The sequence below is a fragment of the Paraburkholderia lebeckiae genome, from assembly GCF_050436325.1.
Taxonomy (GTDB): domain Bacteria; phylum Pseudomonadota; class Gammaproteobacteria; order Burkholderiales; family Burkholderiaceae; genus Paraburkholderia; species Paraburkholderia tuberum.
On sequence record NZ_JBNDLZ010000003.1, the window covers coordinates 2,687,353 to 2,702,636 of the forward strand.

15 protein-coding genes are annotated in these 15,284 nt (G+C 64.5%); 14 read left to right on the top strand and 1 reads right to left on the bottom strand.

All coding sequences use genetic code 11. The features are described from left to right. Nucleotides 1-226: 226 nt before the first annotated feature. Nucleotides 227-529: an H-NS histone family protein gene (locus tag OKW44_RS30220; RefSeq protein WP_013090908.1), complete on the top strand. Its 303-nt coding sequence runs from the start codon at nucleotides 227-229 to the stop codon at nucleotides 527-529. Nucleotides 530-828: 299 nt separating this feature from the next. Here OKW44_RS30220 and OKW44_RS30225 read toward each other — a convergent pair whose 3' ends face one another. Further along, nucleotides 829-1,893, bottom strand: coding sequence for a glycosyltransferase family 4 protein (locus OKW44_RS30225; RefSeq protein WP_018418794.1), 1,065 nt, complete (start codon nucleotides 1,891-1,893; stop codon nucleotides 829-831). Nucleotides 1,894-2,691: 798 nt separating this feature from the next. Here OKW44_RS30225 and flhD point away from each other — a divergent pair. The 13 genes from flhD (at nucleotide 2,692) to cheZ (ending at nucleotide 15,270) form a co-directional block, all read left to right on the top strand. Continuing rightward, the gene (gene flhD / locus OKW44_RS30230) at nucleotides 2,692-3,012 is read left to right on the top strand and encodes a flagellar transcriptional regulator FlhD (RefSeq protein ID WP_026225512.1); all 321 of its coding nucleotides are present in this window, start codon (nucleotides 2,692-2,694) and stop codon (nucleotides 3,010-3,012) included. After that, nucleotides 3,012-3,662 (top strand): flagellar transcriptional regulator FlhC, encoded by a 651-nt coding sequence (gene flhC / locus OKW44_RS30235; RefSeq protein ID WP_018418792.1) that lies wholly within the window; start codon nucleotides 3,012-3,014, stop codon nucleotides 3,660-3,662. Before flhD ends, flhC begins: the two co-directional genes overlap by 1 nt. Before the next feature lie 137 nt (nucleotides 3,663-3,799). After that, complete coding sequence (gene motA / locus OKW44_RS30240; protein WP_018418791.1) at nucleotides 3,800-4,660, top strand: flagellar motor stator protein MotA; 861 nt, start codon at nucleotides 3,800-3,802, stop codon at nucleotides 4,658-4,660. 22 nt (nucleotides 4,661-4,682) lie between these two features. Beyond that, nucleotides 4,683-5,693, top strand: coding sequence for a flagellar motor protein MotB (motB, locus tag OKW44_RS30245; protein ID WP_018418790.1), 1,011 nt, complete (start codon nucleotides 4,683-4,685; stop codon nucleotides 5,691-5,693). Between the two features lie 83 nt (nucleotides 5,694-5,776). Next, nucleotides 5,777-6,154: a response regulator gene (locus OKW44_RS30250; protein WP_018418789.1), complete on the top strand. Its 378-nt coding sequence runs from the start codon at nucleotides 5,777-5,779 to the stop codon at nucleotides 6,152-6,154. Between the two features lie 97 nt (nucleotides 6,155-6,251). After that, nucleotides 6,252-8,612: a chemotaxis protein CheA gene (gene cheA / locus OKW44_RS30255; RefSeq protein ID WP_018418788.1), complete on the top strand. Its 2,361-nt coding sequence runs from the start codon at nucleotides 6,252-6,254 to the stop codon at nucleotides 8,610-8,612. A 79-nt stretch (nucleotides 8,613-8,691) separates the two neighbouring features. Further along, entirely contained in the window at nucleotides 8,692-9,225 is a 534-nt protein-coding gene (locus tag OKW44_RS30260) for a chemotaxis protein CheW (RefSeq protein WP_018418787.1), read from the top strand. 39 nt (nucleotides 9,226-9,264) lie between these two features. Beyond that, a complete protein-coding gene (locus OKW44_RS30265; protein ID WP_018418786.1) occupies nucleotides 9,265-11,121 on the top strand; it encodes a methyl-accepting chemotaxis protein in 1,857 nt (618 codons plus the stop codon). A 207-nt stretch (nucleotides 11,122-11,328) separates the two neighbouring features. Beyond that, complete coding sequence (locus tag OKW44_RS30270) at nucleotides 11,329-12,291, top strand: CheR family methyltransferase (protein ID WP_018418785.1); 963 nt, start codon at nucleotides 11,329-11,331, stop codon at nucleotides 12,289-12,291. Then, nucleotides 12,288-13,007, top strand: a complete 720-nt coding sequence (gene cheD, locus OKW44_RS30275) for a chemoreceptor glutamine deamidase CheD (RefSeq protein WP_018418784.1) — start codon at nucleotides 12,288-12,290, stop codon at nucleotides 13,005-13,007. Before OKW44_RS30270 ends, cheD begins: the two co-directional genes overlap by 4 nt. 5 nt (nucleotides 13,008-13,012) lie before the next feature. After that, nucleotides 13,013-14,101 carry a protein-glutamate methylesterase/protein-glutamine glutaminase gene (locus OKW44_RS30280; RefSeq protein WP_026225511.1) on the top strand — a complete coding sequence of 363 codons (1,089 nt, stop codon included), beginning with the start codon at nucleotides 13,013-13,015 and terminating at the stop codon, nucleotides 14,099-14,101. 61 nt (nucleotides 14,102-14,162) lie between these two features. Beyond that, nucleotides 14,163-14,558 carry a chemotaxis response regulator CheY gene (cheY, locus tag OKW44_RS30285; protein ID WP_018418782.1) on the top strand — a complete coding sequence of 132 codons (396 nt, stop codon included), beginning with the start codon at nucleotides 14,163-14,165 and terminating at the stop codon, nucleotides 14,556-14,558. A gap of 1 nt (nucleotide 14,559) precedes the next feature. Next, on the top strand, nucleotides 14,560-15,270 hold the full coding sequence (cheZ, locus tag OKW44_RS30290; protein ID WP_018418781.1) for a protein phosphatase CheZ: 711 nt from the start codon (nucleotides 14,560-14,562) through the stop codon (nucleotides 15,268-15,270). The last annotated feature ends 14 nt before the right edge of the window (nucleotides 15,271-15,284 follow it).

Here is a 15,284-nt window from a genome sequence, read left to right on the forward strand (position 1 = left end):
GTACCTTGAGCGCGCAATTCTAGGCGGACAGCGCCAAACCGGGTGTCAAGGATTGTCAATTCGGACAAAATTTATAAACTATTGCGAGATAAAGCGGAGGTTTTACAATTCACGCACTTTAATAATTATCAGAGGAAATTCGCTAAACCGGTATTAGTCGCCATTGCGAATTTCTATAATTGCAGCTAGTCTGCGGTCGAATGAGTTCTAGAAAGGGGAGAACCGAATGTCTCAATATGCAGACCTCAAGGCGCAGATTGCCAAATTGCAGGCGCAGGCAGAAGAAGCGCGACGCACGGAAATCGACAATGTCGTCGCCGACATCCGCCAAAAGATCGCCGAATACGGTCTGACCGCGCAGGATCTCGGTTTTGCGGTCGCCGCCAAGCGCGGCCGCCCGCCCAAGAAGACGCCGCTGCCGGCGAAATATCAGGACCCGAAGTCGGGCAATACATGGAGCGGGCGCGGCAAGCCGCCCAAATGGATCGTCGGCAAGAATCGCGAGCGCTTTTTGATTGGCTCGGCGTGACGCCCGCCCGACCTGATGTGAGACCGGGTGAAGGCGGTTTGAAGGTTTCTTTGCTGTTTGGCTTATTCGCCGCGCGCTAATCCACCGTGGAAGCGCAACCATCCCTGTATTAAAAAAGCCGCCCATACAGGGCGGCTTTTTCGCGTCCGGCAGCCAAAAGACTTCGTTTTTAGCTCGCGCAAACGATTCCGATGCCCGACTCGCCGCTATTGGGCGTTATAGGCGAAGGTTCACTGCGCCGCTTCAAAGCGTACCGAAAACGGCCAGCCGTTAAAGCACCGGCCGGTTTTCACGCGCACCTAGCCGACCGCGACCTGGCGCAATACCGGGCGCCGCGACGTTTCAATCAAGGCGGAATAGCCGTCGACATAGTTCTGCGCCATCGTTTTCGAACTGAAGCGGCGTTCGAACTGGGCGCGGATTTCGGTGCGCGACAGCTCGTCGAGACGCTGCAGAGCCGCTACCGCGCCTTGCACGTCCTCGACGATATAGCCGGTCACGCCGTGGTCGATCACCTCAGGCACGGAGCCGCGGTTGAACGCGATAACCGGCGTGCCGCAGGCCATCGACTCGATCATCACGAGGCCGAACGGCTCGGACCAGTCGATCGGGAACAGCAGCGCCTTCGCGCCCGACAGAAACTCGGGTTTCTGCGCCTCGTTGATCTCGCCGACGAACTCGACATGCGCCATCGACAGCAGCGGCTCGATCTCGCGCTTGAAGTACTCCATGTCGACCTTGTCCACCTTGGCGGCGATCTTCAGCGGCAGACCGCTTTGCGCGGCGATCCTGATAGCTGTATCGACGCGTTTTTCCGGACAGATGCGGCCGAGGAACGCGAGATATTCGGGCTTCTTGTGCGGCTGCGGCGTCAGCAACTGGTCAGGTAGACCGTGATAGATCGTGTTGAGCCAGTTGGCCTGCTGCAGCGGCAGACGCTGCGAATCCGAAATCGACACGACCGGCACATGCGAGAACGCGTCGAACACCGGCTGTAATTCCGGCAGGTCGAGACGACCATGCAGCGTGGTCACGAACGGCGTGTCGATCGTCGTGAATAGCGGGAACGGCATGTAGTCGAGATGGAAGTGCAGCACGTCGAACTCGTGCGCGATCTTGCGGACCTTTTCCATCATCAGCACGTGCGGCGCCAATGCATCGCGAATCGTCGGATCGAGGCGCAGCGCGCGCGGCCAGCATGCCTCCAGATTGGCGGACGTGACCGAGTCGCCGCTCGCGAACAGCGTGACGTCATGGCCGAGTTCGACAAGCGCTTCGGTCAGATACGACACGACACGTTCGGTGCCGCCATAGAGTTTCGGTGGGACAGCTTCGTAGAGCGGCGCGATTTGTGCGATTCGCATGCGTTTTCTCCTGTGTCGATCGAAGTTGGCGCTGTGGCGCCGACCCAGATCCCATGCGGATTTTTGATACTTACCGGGGCTTCGCACGACGGCTGAATGGCGCGTGGTGCGTATGCCGAACCGGACGGTTGGGCGCGGTTTGCCCCGCCCGAGCGGGCTCCGAAATGACTATCGGGTAATCCCTTAGCCTTCATTATCGGGATCGACGGCGGTAATTCGAGCTATTTTTCAAACGCTTAATGTTGTTACAGCGCGAAACATGGACCGTTACAGCTGCCGCGCAAGGTCGAGCCGCAAAGGGTCCCCATAATCGGGAAGCGTAATTCCACCGGCTCAATCAAGGCTCGACAGGCGAAATGCACCATAGCAAACGGCGGGCCCGAGGGTCGGGTGGCCGAAAAAGGTCTCTAACCGAGCCAGATTGCAGCCGGTTGAAAACGTCTTATAATTCTTTGCCACCGTTTAACGGTGCGCCGGTGAGGTTCTGAAAACTCACCATCCGGTACACGCCGCTGCCGTATAAATTCCCAGCGCGCATCGTCAGTCCCGCCCCGCGCATCAATTCATCCCAATTCGTGGCTCGCCGCAACCCGAGTTGTAGGAATAATTCCTACACAAATGACGGATTAATCCGTCACCGAGCTGGGGTGTCTCTCCGATTTTCGGCTGTGCCCCCTTTCGAGACAATGCTTGCAAGACCAGAGACGAGCGGATTCGCGCGGATTCAGCGCGCGCGTTCGAGCAAACGTTTCCGCAAAAAATCGGCCTGACCAGCCGGGCATACGAACGGGGGAAATCATGAGCACGACTAGCCATATGCTCAGTGAGATCAGGGAAGTCAATCTTTCCTATCTGCTGCTCGCCCAGCGTCTGCTGCGCGAAGACAAGCCGATGGGCATGTTCCGCATGGGTATTTCGGACCAGTTGGCCGACGTGCTCGCCAATCTGTCGTTGGCGCAGACCGTCAAGCTCGCGGCGTCCAACCAGATGCTGTGCCGCTTCCGCTTCGACGATCACGCGGTGCTGTCCGCCCTCGCGGACAAGGACAAGTCCAGCGCGATCGCGCAGGCTCATTCGGCGATCCTGATGGCGAGCCAGCCGGTCGAGCAGATCGGCTGATGGCCAGTAAGAGCGTCGTACTCGAAGTCCGGGAAATCACCCTCGCGATCGAGCTGGTCGAACTGGGTGCGCGTCTGCAATTGCTGGAGGCGGAAACCAGCCTGTCGCGCGACCGGCTCGTCAAGCTGTACAAGGAATTGAAAGGGGTGTCGCCGCCCAAGGGCATGCTGCCGTTTTCGACCGACTGGTTCATGACCTGGCAGCCGAACTTTCATTCGTCGCTGTTCTACAACATCTACCGTTTCATGGCCGGTCACGGCGGCTGCCGCGCGATCGAATCGATCGTCAAGAGCTACCGGCTGTATCTCGAGCACGTGCAGTTGCACGACGACGAGCCGGTGCTCAGTCTCACGCGCGCGTGGACGCTGGTGCGCTTCTTCGACTCGGGCATGCTGCAGATGAGCGCCTGCCGCCGCTGCGGCGGCCACTTCGTCGCGCACGCGCACGATCCGCAGCACGGTTTCGTTTGCGGGCTGTGTCAGCCGCCGTCGCGCGCGGGCAAGACGAAGAAGGCGGCGCAAACGCGGGCCGAGCGGCAAATCGCCGTCGCCGGAATCCCGGCCGAGGTGCCGCAAGTGACCGACGCGCGAGCTCACGAGGCCCGCCGCCCCGCCCCCACGCTCGATACCCCCGTCAACGCCGAAGTCTGAGCAGCACATGCTGAGGCAGAGCAAGCCTCTGGTTTACACCGGACTCGAGCGCCGTCTTTTTCCCCAAAGTTTTCCGCCTCGGTGCCGTAAACCTGACTAACGACGGTAACCGTCGCTTTTTTTGTGAGGGCTCGGCAGTGCTGATTTTCGTGGGAACACTCGTGACGCTGTTGTCCGTTTTCGGCGGTTACGCGCTCGAAGGCGGCCATCTCGGCGCGCTGCTGCAACCCGTCGAGGTGCTGATGATCGTCGGCGCCGGACTCGGCGCATTCATTCTCGGTAACGGGATGAAGACGATCCGGGCGACACTGCGCGTAATTCCGACCCTGTTCAAGGGCGCGAAGTACAACAAGGACGTCTACATGGAGCTGATGGGGCTCCTGTACGTGCTGCTCGCGAAAGCACGCAAGGAAGGCACGCTGACGCTCGAAGCCGACATCGACGATCCGTCGAAGAGCCCGATCTTCACGCAGTACCCGAAGATCCTCGCCGACAAGCACATCATCGAGTTCCTGACCGACTACCTGCGACTGATGGTCGGCGGCAACATGAATGCGTTCGAGATCGAAAGCCTGATGGACGAGGAGATCGAGACGCACCACCAGGAAGGCGAGGCGCCCGCGCACGCGCTGACCAAGGTCGGCGACGCGATGCCGGCGTTCGGGATCGTCGCCGCGGTGATGGGCGTCGTGCACACGATGGCCTCGGCCGACAAGCCGCCCGCGGTGCTCGGTGAAATGATCGCTCAGGCGCTCGTCGGCACCTTCCTCGGCATTCTGCTTTCGTACGGGCTGATCGGGCCGCTCGCCAGCGTCGCCGAGCAGCGCGTGACCGAGTCGACCAAGATGTTCCAGTGCATCAAGGTGACGATCCTCGCGAGCCTGAACGGCTACGCGCCGGCGATCGCGGTCGAGTTCGGCCGCAAGGTGCTGTTCTCGACCGAGCGCCCGTCGTTCGCCGAGCTCGAAGAGCACGTGCGCCGCGTCAAGGCGAAATAAGACGGCGACGGGAACCGAATCGATGAGCAGCAAGGACAAAGACCGCGCAATCGTCGTCAAGCGCAGCGCGCCGAAAAAGTCCGGTCATCACGGCGGCGCGTGGAAGCTCGCGTACGCGGACTTCATGACCGCGATGATGGCGTTCTTCCTGCTGATGTGGCTGCTGAGTTCGGCCTCCACCGTGCAGCTGAAAGGTATCGCCGACTACTTCAACCAGCCGTTGAAGATCACGCTGTGGGGCGGCGATCGCAGCGCCGAAGACTCGAGCATCCTGAAGGGCGGCGGTCGCGACATCTCGACCGACGCGCAGGGCGTGACCCGCTCGACCGACGGCAGCAGCAGCCGCGCCGAGCGCACCGCGTCGCACAACGACGACGACTCCGTGAAGCAGCTGACGGGCGCGCTCGAACGCCAGGAACAGGTGCGCCTGCACGACCTGCAGGTCAAGCTGATGGCCGCGATCGAGGCGAACCCGGTGCTGCGCCAGTTCAAGCAGCAGATCCGCATCGACTCGACGCTGACCGGCCTGCGCATCGAGATCGTCGACTCGCAGAAGCGGCCGATGTTCGCAACCGCGCGCGACGTCGTCGAGCCGTACATGCGCGACATTCTGCGCGAGATCGGCCACACGCTGAACGACGTGCCGAACCGCATCATCGTGCAAGGTCACACCGACGCCGTGCCGTACGCGGGCGGCGAGAAGGGCTATAGCAACTGGGAGCTGTCGGCCGACCGCGCCAACGCATCGCGGCGCGAACTGGTCGCGGGCGGCATGGACGAAGCGAAGGTGATGCGCGTGCTCGGTCTCGCGTCGACGCAGAACCTGAACAAGGCGGACCCGCTCGATCCGGAGAACCGTCGCATCAGCATCATCGTGTTGAACAGGAAGTCCGAGGAGGCGCTCGATCACGACGACTCCACGACGACGACCCTGTCGGACGACGCAGCCGGCTCGAAGCCGCTGCTGCAAAAACTTGCGCAGCCGGTGACGGCTGCACCGAAGTTGCCGGCGGCGGCGCCACCGGCCCAGTAACAGACCGCGGCCGCCGGGCCGCGGCGCGCGCCCGACCGGCGCGCACCGCCCGGCGCCCCAGTGTTAAGCGCAGCGAGGTTTTCATGATCAGGCACATCCTGGCAATCGACGATTCGGCATCGATGCGGCAGATCCTCGCCGCGACGCTGACGGGCGCCGGCTATGAAGTCACGCTCGCGGCGGACGGCAACGAAGGGCTCGAAAACGCGCTCGCGATGGCGTTCGATCTCGTGTTGACCGACCAGCACATGCCCGGCAAGACCGGTCTCGATCTGATCACCGCGTTGCGCGGAAATCCAGCCTATCAGGCGACGCCCATCCTCGTCCTCACGACGGAATCGGGCGAACCCTTCAAAGAGGCTGCGCGCGCGGCGGGCGCGACCGGCTGGATCGAAAAGCCGCTCGACCCGGACATGCTGACCGAGCTGGTGGCGGCGCTGGCCGAACCGGACCCGGCTTGATCCGCGCAATCAGCACCTTTAGACACAGTACAGATAGCTCTCGACGCGCCTCTACGGCAGCTCACGCCAGAACAGGCACTCTCGCGGTGAACCAGGCATGACACTCGACATCACACAGTTCTATCAGACGTTCTTCGACGAAGCGGACGAACTGCTCGCGCAGATGGAGCAATTGCTGCTCAATCTCGACGTGGCCCACCCGGACCCCGAAGACCTCGCGGCGATCTTTCGCGCCGCGCATTCGATCAAGGGCGGCGCGGCGACGTTCGGTTTCACCGCGCTCACCGAGACCACGCACATTCTCGAGTCGCTGCTCGATCGCGCGCGCAACAACGAGCTGGTGCTGCGCAAGGACATGATCGACACGTTCCTCGAAACCAAGGACGTGCTGTCCGGCCAGCTCGCCGACTATCGCGCGAGCGCCGAGCCCGATGCGGCGGTGGCGCGTGCGATCTGCGCGAAGCTGGAGCAGCTGCACGCGGAAAGCCGCATGGGCGGCGCGCCGGCAGCGGCGGCGAGCGCCGAAACCGCGCCGGCCGTGAGCGCACCCGCGCCCGCAGCAGCGCAGGCGACGGCAACCCAAACAACAACACAAGCAACCGCGGTACAGCAGCAAGGCGGCACTCCGCCCGAGCACGTCGTCGAACAGGCGGTGCAAGCGGCGGGCGAATGGATCGACGGCGAACCGGCACAGACCGGACAAGCCGCGGGCACGGCCGACAGCGCCGGCCCACATATGAAAATTACGCTACGGGGCGTGGGAGAGAAAGACCAGGAACTGCTCACCGAAGAGCTGGGCAACCTGGGCAACATCGTCGGGCAGGTCAAGAGCGGCAGCGATCTGATGCTGTGGCTCTCGAGCGACGTATCTTCCGACGACATCATCGCCGTGTGCTGCTTCGTGATCGACGAAAGTCAGATCACGATCGGCCGTGGCACCGCGCCGGTGGACGACGCGCAGCAGGGCGAACCTGGAACGCCCGACGCTGCCGCTCCGACACCGGCGCAAACTGCGCAGGTCGCGCCCGCCGCTCCCGCGGCGCAAGCGCAGGCGCAGCCGGTCCTTCACACGGAGCCCGCAGCATCGTCGACCCCGGCGGCCCTCACCGCTTCGGCCGCAAGCGCGCCCGGTCAGGCGGACAGCATCGAGTCGCCGCCAGCGGCACCCGCGGCGGCTCAGGCTGCGGCCAAACCGGCTTCGGCCGCGTCCGCCGATCAGGACCGCAAGGCGGCCCGTCCGGCCGCCGCGGCGGCCGGCGCCGAAGGCAGCTCGATTCGGGTCGGCGTCGAGAAGGTCGATCAGCTAATCAACCTGGTCGGCGAGTTGGTGATCACGCAGGCGATGCTCGCGGAGACCACCAGCACGTTCGATCCGGCGCTGCACGACCGGCTCTTCAACGGCATGGCGCAACTCGAGCGCAACGCGCGCGATCTGCAGGAAGCGGTGATGTCGATCCGCATGATGCCGATGGATTACGTGTTCAGCCGCTTCCCGCGTCTGGTGCGCGATCTCGCGGCGAAACTCGGCAAGGAGGTCGAACTCGTCACCTTCGGTCAGGCGACCGAACTCGACAAGAGCCTCATCGAACGGATCATCGACCCGTTGACGCACCTCGTGCGCAACAGTCTCGACCACGGCATCGAAACCGTCGAGGCGCGGCGCGCGGCGGGCAAGGATTCGACCGGTCAGCTGGTGCTGTCGGCGGCGCACCACGGCGGCAACATCGTCATCGAGGTCAGCGACGACGGCGCGGGCCTGCGCCGCGACAAGATTCTCGCGAAGGCGGCCAAGCAGGGCATGCAGGTCAGCGACACGATGAGCGACGAGGAAGTCTGGAACCTGATCTTCCTGCCGGGCTTCTCGACCGCGGAGCAGGTCACCGACGTGTCCGGCCGCGGCGTCGGCATGGACGTGGTGAAGCGCAACATCCAGTCGATGGGCGGTCACGTCGAGATCACGTCGCACGCGGGCAAGGGCAGCACCACGCGGATCGTGCTGCCGCTCACGCTCGCGATCCTCGACGGCATGTCGGTGAAGGTCGGCAACGAGATCTTCATCCTGCCGCTGAACTTCGTGATGGAGTCGCTGCAACCGCGAGCCGAAGACATTTACACGGTCGCCAACGGCGAGCGCGTGGTGCGCGTGCGCGGCGAATACCTGCCGCTGGTCGCGCTGCACGAGGTGTTCAACGTATCGGATGCGAAGCGGGAGCCGACGCAGGGCATCGTCACGATCATGCAGACCGAGGGACGGCGCTTCGCGATGCTGATCGATGAACTCGTCGGCCAGCAGCAGGTGGTCGTGAAGAATCTGGAAACGAACTACCGCAAGGTGCACGGCATTTCCGCGGCGACCATTCTGGGCGACGGCAGCGTCGCGCTGATCGTGGACGTCGCGGCGCTGAACCGCGAATCGCGTCATGCGCATGGGCATGCGCAGGCGATGAGCGTCGCCTAACGCATGCAGCAAACGCGGCACTGACAGACATTCGCAACACAACTTCAATTCAATTCATCCCAACCGTTTGGGGGCTAACGTGGCAGAAGTCCAATCCATCAATTCGAGCGTCGCAAACGCGAGCGGTACGAATGGCCGCCGCGACGCGCAGGCGGACGCCGGCGGTCAGGAATTCCTCGTCTTCACGCTCGGCGCGGAAGAGTACGGCATCGACATCCTCAAGGTGCAGGAAATCCGCGGCTACGACAACGTGACGCGCATCGCCAACGCGCCCGAGTTCATCAAGGGCGTGATCAACCTGCGCGGCATCATCGTGCCGATCGTCGACATGCGGATCAAGTTCCATCTCGGCCGCGTCGAGTACGACCATCAGACCGTCGTGATCATCCTGAACGTCGCGCATCGCGTGGTCGGCATGGTCGTGGACGGCGTGTCGGACGTGCTGACGCTCGCGGTCGATCAGATCATGCCGGCGCCTGAATTCGGCGCGACGCTGACGACCGAATACCTGACCGGTCTCGGCACGGTCGACGGCCGCATGCTGATCCTGATGGACATCGAGAAGCTGATGACCAGCTCCGAGATGTCGCTGATCGAAACGCTCGGCGCCTGAGCGCAGGCAGTAACGGAACCCGGCACAAGGAGCATCAAAATGCTGAGCAGGTGGTCGATCCGCACGTCGCTGACGATGGTGGGGATTCTTCTGGTGACGCTGACCGTGGTAGTCGGCGCGCTCGGGCTGTCCGCGCTGAATCGCGCGAGCGGCTCGCTCGATCGCATCGCGCGCGGCGAACTGGTCGCGATTCATGCGCTCGACGATGCGTCGGCGTATCTGTTGCGTTCGCGCATCGCGATCGATCGCTTCAACACGCTGACGGCCGCCGGCAACGCGGAGGAGGCGAAGAAGGCGCTCGATCGCGCGCAGGAGCTGCTCGGCAAGAGCAAGCAGAGCTGGCAGGCGTATCTCGACGCGCCGAAGCACGGTGTCGAGCAGCCGTTGCTCGACGATGTGCTCGCGAAACATACGACGGTGATGCACGACGGCGTCGACGTCGAATTCGCCGCGTTGAACGCGAACAATCTCGACGCGTATCACGCGGTCGCGGACACGAAGATCAGCCCGATGTTCATCGCCTACGACGCGGCCGCCGCCGCGGTGATCCAGGCGCTGCAGCAGAGCGTGGCCGATCAGGAAACGAGCGCGCAGTCGAACGCGTCGCTGATGATCATGCTGATCGGCGTGACCACGGCGTTCGCGCTGCTGGTGGTGGTCGGCATCCGTTTCGCGCTGCGCGGGCTCATCGTGCAGCCGCTGAACGACGCGACCGCCTGTTTCGAGCGGATCGCCGGGGGCGACCTGTCCACCCCCGTCGAGGTGTTCAGCAACAATGAAATCGGTCGTCTGTTCGCGGGCATCAAGCGGATGCAGGAAAGCCTCGCGACGATGGTGCGCGCGGTCCGCAGCGGCACCGAATCGATCGACACCGGCGCGCGCGAAATCGCCATGGGCAACACCGATCTGTCACAGCGCACCGAGCAGCAAGCGGCGTCGCTGCAGGAAACCGCATCGAGCATGGATCAGCTGACCGGCACCGTGCGGCAGAACACCGAGAACGCGCGCCAGGCGAGCCAGCTCGCCGTCAACGCGTCGGACATCGCGACGCGCGGCGGCGACGTGGTGAGCCAGGTCGTCACGACGATGCAGGAAATCGCGACCAGTTCGAACAAGGTCGTCGACATCATCGGCGTGATCGAGGGCATCGCGTTCCAGACCAACATCCTCGCGCTGAACGCGGCGGTCGAAGCCGCACGCGCCGGCGAACAGGGCCGTGGATTCGCGGTCGTCGCGGGCGAAGTGCGCAGCCTCGCGCAGCGCAGCGCGAGCGCCGCGAAGGAAATCAAGGAGCTGATCGGCGATTCGGCCGACAAGGTCAAGAGCGGCTCCGAGCTGGTCGGCCGCGCGGGCACGACGATGGACGAAATCGTGCAGGCGGTGCGTCGCGTGACCGACATCATGGGCGAGATCAGCGCGGCGTCGGAAGAGCAGTCGGGCGGCATCGAGCAGGTGAACCGCGCGGTCGTGCAGATGGATTCGGTCACGCAGCAGAACGCGGCGCTGGTCGAACAGGCGGCGGCCGCGGCGGCGTCGCTCGAAGATCAGACGCGGCAGTTGCAGGCGGTGCTGGGCGGCTGGAAGGTAACCGGCACACCGGCGCGTCAGAGCGCCCCGGCGACGCGTGCGCAGACGCCCGCGAAGTTCGCCAAGGCTGCACCGCAAGCGGCGAGCGCGGCGACTCCGGTGAACCCGATGGGCGCGAGCAAGGAATCGAAGGCAACCGCGGCGAGCGCGGCGCCCCCCACCCAGCACGACGCGGCCGCACGCGTCGAACCGGCATTGAAGCCCCGGCCGGCCGCAGCCGCGGCTCGCGTCGCGACCGACACGGCTACGCGCGTCGCTCCGCCGAGCACGGCGAAGGCGGGCTCGGACGCGGACTGGGAAACGTTTTAGGCAACGGCAGAGTGACATGTGGTCAACCGGCATCGCGCGCGCGGATGGGCGAAGCATCGAAACACGCGCAGCAGCACGCGTGTCGCGAGCCGGCCATACGTCGATGGTACTCGCGGGAGGGCGCGACCCCGCGACGACAATTCCTACCTCCCGGGCAGTCCGGCTGGGAGGCGAGCGTGACGGCTCATATCGCAGACAGGAATTTTGATGATGGCAACGCGCGCAACACAACGCCCCGCGCGGGCAGCACCTGACGGCACAGAGCCGGCCAGGTCCGTCGAGACGGGCCGCGACTTCGAATTTACGGCGGAGGATTTCGCCCGCATCCGCGACCTGATTCATCGCGGGGCGGGCATCTCGCTGTCGGACCACAAGCGCGACATGGCGTATAGCCGCCTCGCGCGCCGCTTGCGGGCGCGCGGCATCGATACGTTCCGGCAGTATCTCGATCTGCTCGAAGCGGAAAACGATCCGGCCGAGTGGGAAGCGTTCACCAATGCCCTGACCACCAACCTCACGGCGTTTTTCCGGGAAGCCCATCACTTTCCGATCCTCGCCGAGTTCGTGCCGCGCCGTGCGCAACCGGTGTCCGTGTGGTGCTCGGCGGCATCGACGGGCGAGGAGCCGTACTCGATCGCGATGACGCTGCTCGAAGCGCTCGGCGACAGCGGCGCGCGCCAGGCGTCGGTGCTCGCGACCGACATCGACACCCAGGTGCTCGCGAAGGCCGAGGCCGGCGTCTACCAGTTCGACCAGGTCAAGCACCTGTCGCCCGAGCGGTTGAAGCGCTTCTTCCTGAAGGGCACCGGCGCGCATGCGGGGATGGTCAAGGTGCGTCCCGAAGTGCGCGCGCTCGTGCGCTTCGAGCAACTGAACCTGACCAATCGCGATTACCAGTTGCGCACGCAGTTCGACGCGATCTTCTGCCGCAACGTGATGATCTATTTCGACAAGCCGACGCAGGCGCAGGTGCTGTCGCGCTTCGAGCCGCTGATGAAATCGGGCGGCCTGTTGTTCGCCGGCCATTCCGAAAACTTCACGTACGTGACGCAAGCGTTCCGGCTGCGCGGCCAGACCGTCTACGAACTGACGCGCGACGCGGGCGGTGCGCGCGCGCCCTCGCGCGCCGACGCGCATGACGCGCATCAATCGAGCGGGGTGGCCGCATGAGCAGCACGCTGCCGATCGCTTCGAACCTGTACTACGACAACCACTTCCAGCGCCCCGGCGTGAAGCTGTTGCCCAACGAGTTCTACACGACGAGCGAAGACATGGTGCTCGTGACCGTGCTCGGCTCGTGCGTCGCGGCCTGCATCCAGGACCGCACCGCGGGCATCGGCGGCATGAATCACTTCATGCTGCCCGACGACGGCGCCGACGTCGCGCAGGCCGCGTCGGACTCGATGCGCTACGGCGCGTACGCGATGGAAGTGCTGATCAACGAACTGATCAAGGCGGGCGGCCGGCGCGAGCGCTTCGAGGCCAAGGTGTTCGGCGGCGGCGCGGTGCTCGCGGGCATGACGACGATGAACATCGGCGATCGCAACTCGGAGTTCGTGCGCCGCTATCTGGCCACCGAAAAGATCCGCATCGTCGCCGAGGACCTGCAGGGCTCGCACCCGCGCAAGGTCGCGTTCATGCCGCGCACCGGTCAGGTGATGGTGAAGAAATTGCGCTTGCAACAGGAAGCGGGCGTCGCCGAGCGCGAACAGGCGCTCGTGCGACAAAGCGCCGAAGCGCGCGCCGAGCGGCTCGCCGCCGCGCGCAAGCGGGTCGAGCTGTTCGCGAAGCCGGCCGCCGCCGCCGCGCGGCCGAGAATCGAACTGTTCGGCGCGAGCCCGCGCCCGACTCATTCCAACAACGCCAGAACTACAGAGGAGGCGTGAGCGCTGTGCAAAAGATCAAGGTATTGTGCGTCGACGATTCGGCGCTGATCCGCAGCCTGATGACCGAAATCATCAATGGCCAGCCGGACATGACGGTGGTCGCGACGGCACCCGATCCGCTCGTCGCGCGCGAGCTCATCAAGCAGCACCACCCGGACGTGTTGACGCTCGACGTCGAAATGCCGCGCATGGACGGCCTCGACTTTCTCGAGAAGCTGATGCGTCTGCGGCCGATGCCGGTCGTGATGGTGTCGTCGCTGACCGAGCGCGGCAACGAAATCACGCTGCGCGCGCTCGAACTCGGCGCGGTCGATTTCGTGACCAAGCCGAAGGTCGGCATTCGCGACGGCATGCTCGACTACTCGGAAAAGCTCGCCGACAAGATTCGCGCGGCAGCCCGCGCGCGCGTGCGCCAGGCCGCGCCCGCGCAGCATGCGGCCACGCAGGCCGCGAATGCGCCGGTCGGCTCCGCGCCGCTCTTCAACAACCCGCTGCTGAGTACCGAGAAGCTGGTTATCGTCGGCGCCTCGACGGGCGGCACCGAAGCGATCCGCGAAGTGCTGGTGCCGCTGCCGCCCGACGCGCCCGCGGTGCTGATCGCGCAACACATGCCGCCGGGCTTTACGAAATCTTTCGCGCAACGCCTCAATGGTTTGTGCCGGATTACCGTTAAAGAAGCGGAGCACGGCGAGCGTGTGCTGCCGGGGCACGCGTACATCGCGCCGGGCCATGCGCATCTGTTACTCGCGAGGAGCGGTGCGAACTATATTGCGCATCTGTCCGACGACCCGCCGGTGAACCGGCATCGTCCGTCGGTCGATGTGCTGTTCCGTTCGGCCGCGCAACATGCGGGCAAGAACGCGGTCGGCGTGATTCTGACCGGCATGGGGCGCGACGGCGCGGCCGGGCTGCTGGAGATGAAAAAGGCCGGTGCCTACACGCTGGCGCAGGACGAGGCGAGTTGCATCGTGTTCGGCATGCCGCGCGAGGCGATCGCGCTCGGCGCGGCCGACGAAATCGCCGCGCTGCCGGAAATGAGCCGGCGTGTGATGGCGCGTTTGTCGTCGATGGGTGACCGCGTTCAGCGGGTATGATGCGTGCCGGATGGAATGACGTGGCCGAGCGCCGCAACATGGATCAAGCAAAGGGAAAGAAATGGACAAGGGAATGAAGATTCTGGTGGTTGACGATTTTCCGACGATGCGCCGGATCGTCCGCAACCTGCTGAAGGAACTGGGCTACTCGAACGTCGACGAGGCGGAAGACGGTGCGGCCGGTCTCGCGCGTCTGCGCAGCGGCAGCTACGAGTTCGTGATCTCGGACTGGAACATGCCGAACCTCGACGGTCTCGCGATGCTGAAGGAAATCCGCGCCGACGCGAGCCTCGCGCACCTGCCGGTGTTGATGGTGACGGCCGAGTCGAAGAAGGAAAACATCATCGCGGCGGCGCAGGCCGGCGCGAGCGGTTACGTCGTCAAGCCGTTCACGGCCGCGACGCTCGACGAGAAGCTCAACAAGATCCTCGAGAAGATGGCGAAAGCCGGGAGCTGATGTGACGCCGCCGACCCAAACGCCTGGCGCCGAAGCGGGCAACGACAGCGGCGACTTCGCGTCGGACCGCATCCTTGCCCGCATCGGACAACTTACGCGCACGCTGCGCGATTCGATGCGCGAACTCGGGCTCGACAAGCACGTCGAGCGCGCGGCCGAAGCCGTGCCCGATGCCCGCGATCGTCTGAAGTACATCGCCAACATGACCGAGCAGGCCGCCGAGCGCGTACTGTCGGCGATCGACGTCGCGAAGCCGATCCAGGAGCAGCTGCAGAAAGACGCGGGCACGCTCGACGCGCGCTGGGAGCAGTGGTACGCGGCGCCGATCGAGCGCGAGGAAGTGCGCGCGCTGATGAACGACACGCGCACCTTCCTGCGCGGCGTGCCCGAGGCGACCGGCGCGACCAACTCGCAGCTGATGGAGATCATGCTCGCGCAGGACTTCCAGGATCTGACCGGCCAGGTGATCAAGAAGATCACCGACGTCGTCTATCTGATCGAGCAGCAGCTGCTCGGCGTGCTGGTCGAGAACATCGCGCTCGAGCGGCGCGAGCAGTTCGCGGCGAACGCCGCGGCTCTCAAGGCGGAGGTGTCGTCGACGGGCAGCCCCGAGCATCTGCTCAACGGTCCGCAGATCAATCCAGAAGGCAAGACGGATGTGGTGCAGGATCAATCGCAGGTCGACGATCTGCTCGCGAGCCTCGGTTTCTGATCGACTGATTCGGC

What these genes read in the sequence shown, in the direction of transcription:
- OKW44_RS30220 (WP_013090908.1), top strand. Translation starts at nt 227, where the DNA reads ATGTCTCAATATGCAGACCTCAAGGCGCAGATTGCCAAATTGCAGGCG.
- OKW44_RS30225 (WP_018418794.1), bottom strand. Translation starts at nt 1,893, where the DNA reads ATGCGAATCGCACAAATCGCGCCGCTCTACGAAGCTGTCCCACCGAAA.
- flhD (WP_026225512.1), top strand. Translation starts at nt 2,692, where the DNA reads ATGAGCACGACTAGCCATATGCTCAGTGAGATCAGGGAAGTCAATCTT.
- flhC (WP_018418792.1), top strand. Translation starts at nt 3,012, where the DNA reads ATGGCCAGTAAGAGCGTCGTACTCGAAGTCCGGGAAATCACCCTCGCG.
- motB (WP_018418790.1), top strand. Translation starts at nt 4,683, where the DNA reads ATGAGCAGCAAGGACAAAGACCGCGCAATCGTCGTCAAGCGCAGCGCG.
- OKW44_RS30250 (WP_018418789.1), top strand. Translation starts at nt 5,777, where the DNA reads ATGATCAGGCACATCCTGGCAATCGACGATTCGGCATCGATGCGGCAG.
- cheA (WP_018418788.1), top strand. Translation starts at nt 6,252, where the DNA reads ATGACACTCGACATCACACAGTTCTATCAGACGTTCTTCGACGAAGCG.
- OKW44_RS30265 (WP_018418786.1), top strand. Translation starts at nt 9,265, where the DNA reads ATGCTGAGCAGGTGGTCGATCCGCACGTCGCTGACGATGGTGGGGATT.
- OKW44_RS30270 (WP_018418785.1), top strand. Translation starts at nt 11,329, where the DNA reads ATGATGGCAACGCGCGCAACACAACGCCCCGCGCGGGCAGCACCTGAC.
- cheD (WP_018418784.1), top strand. Translation starts at nt 12,288, where the DNA reads ATGAGCAGCACGCTGCCGATCGCTTCGAACCTGTACTACGACAACCAC.
- cheY (WP_018418782.1), top strand. Translation starts at nt 14,163, where the DNA reads ATGGACAAGGGAATGAAGATTCTGGTGGTTGACGATTTTCCGACGATG.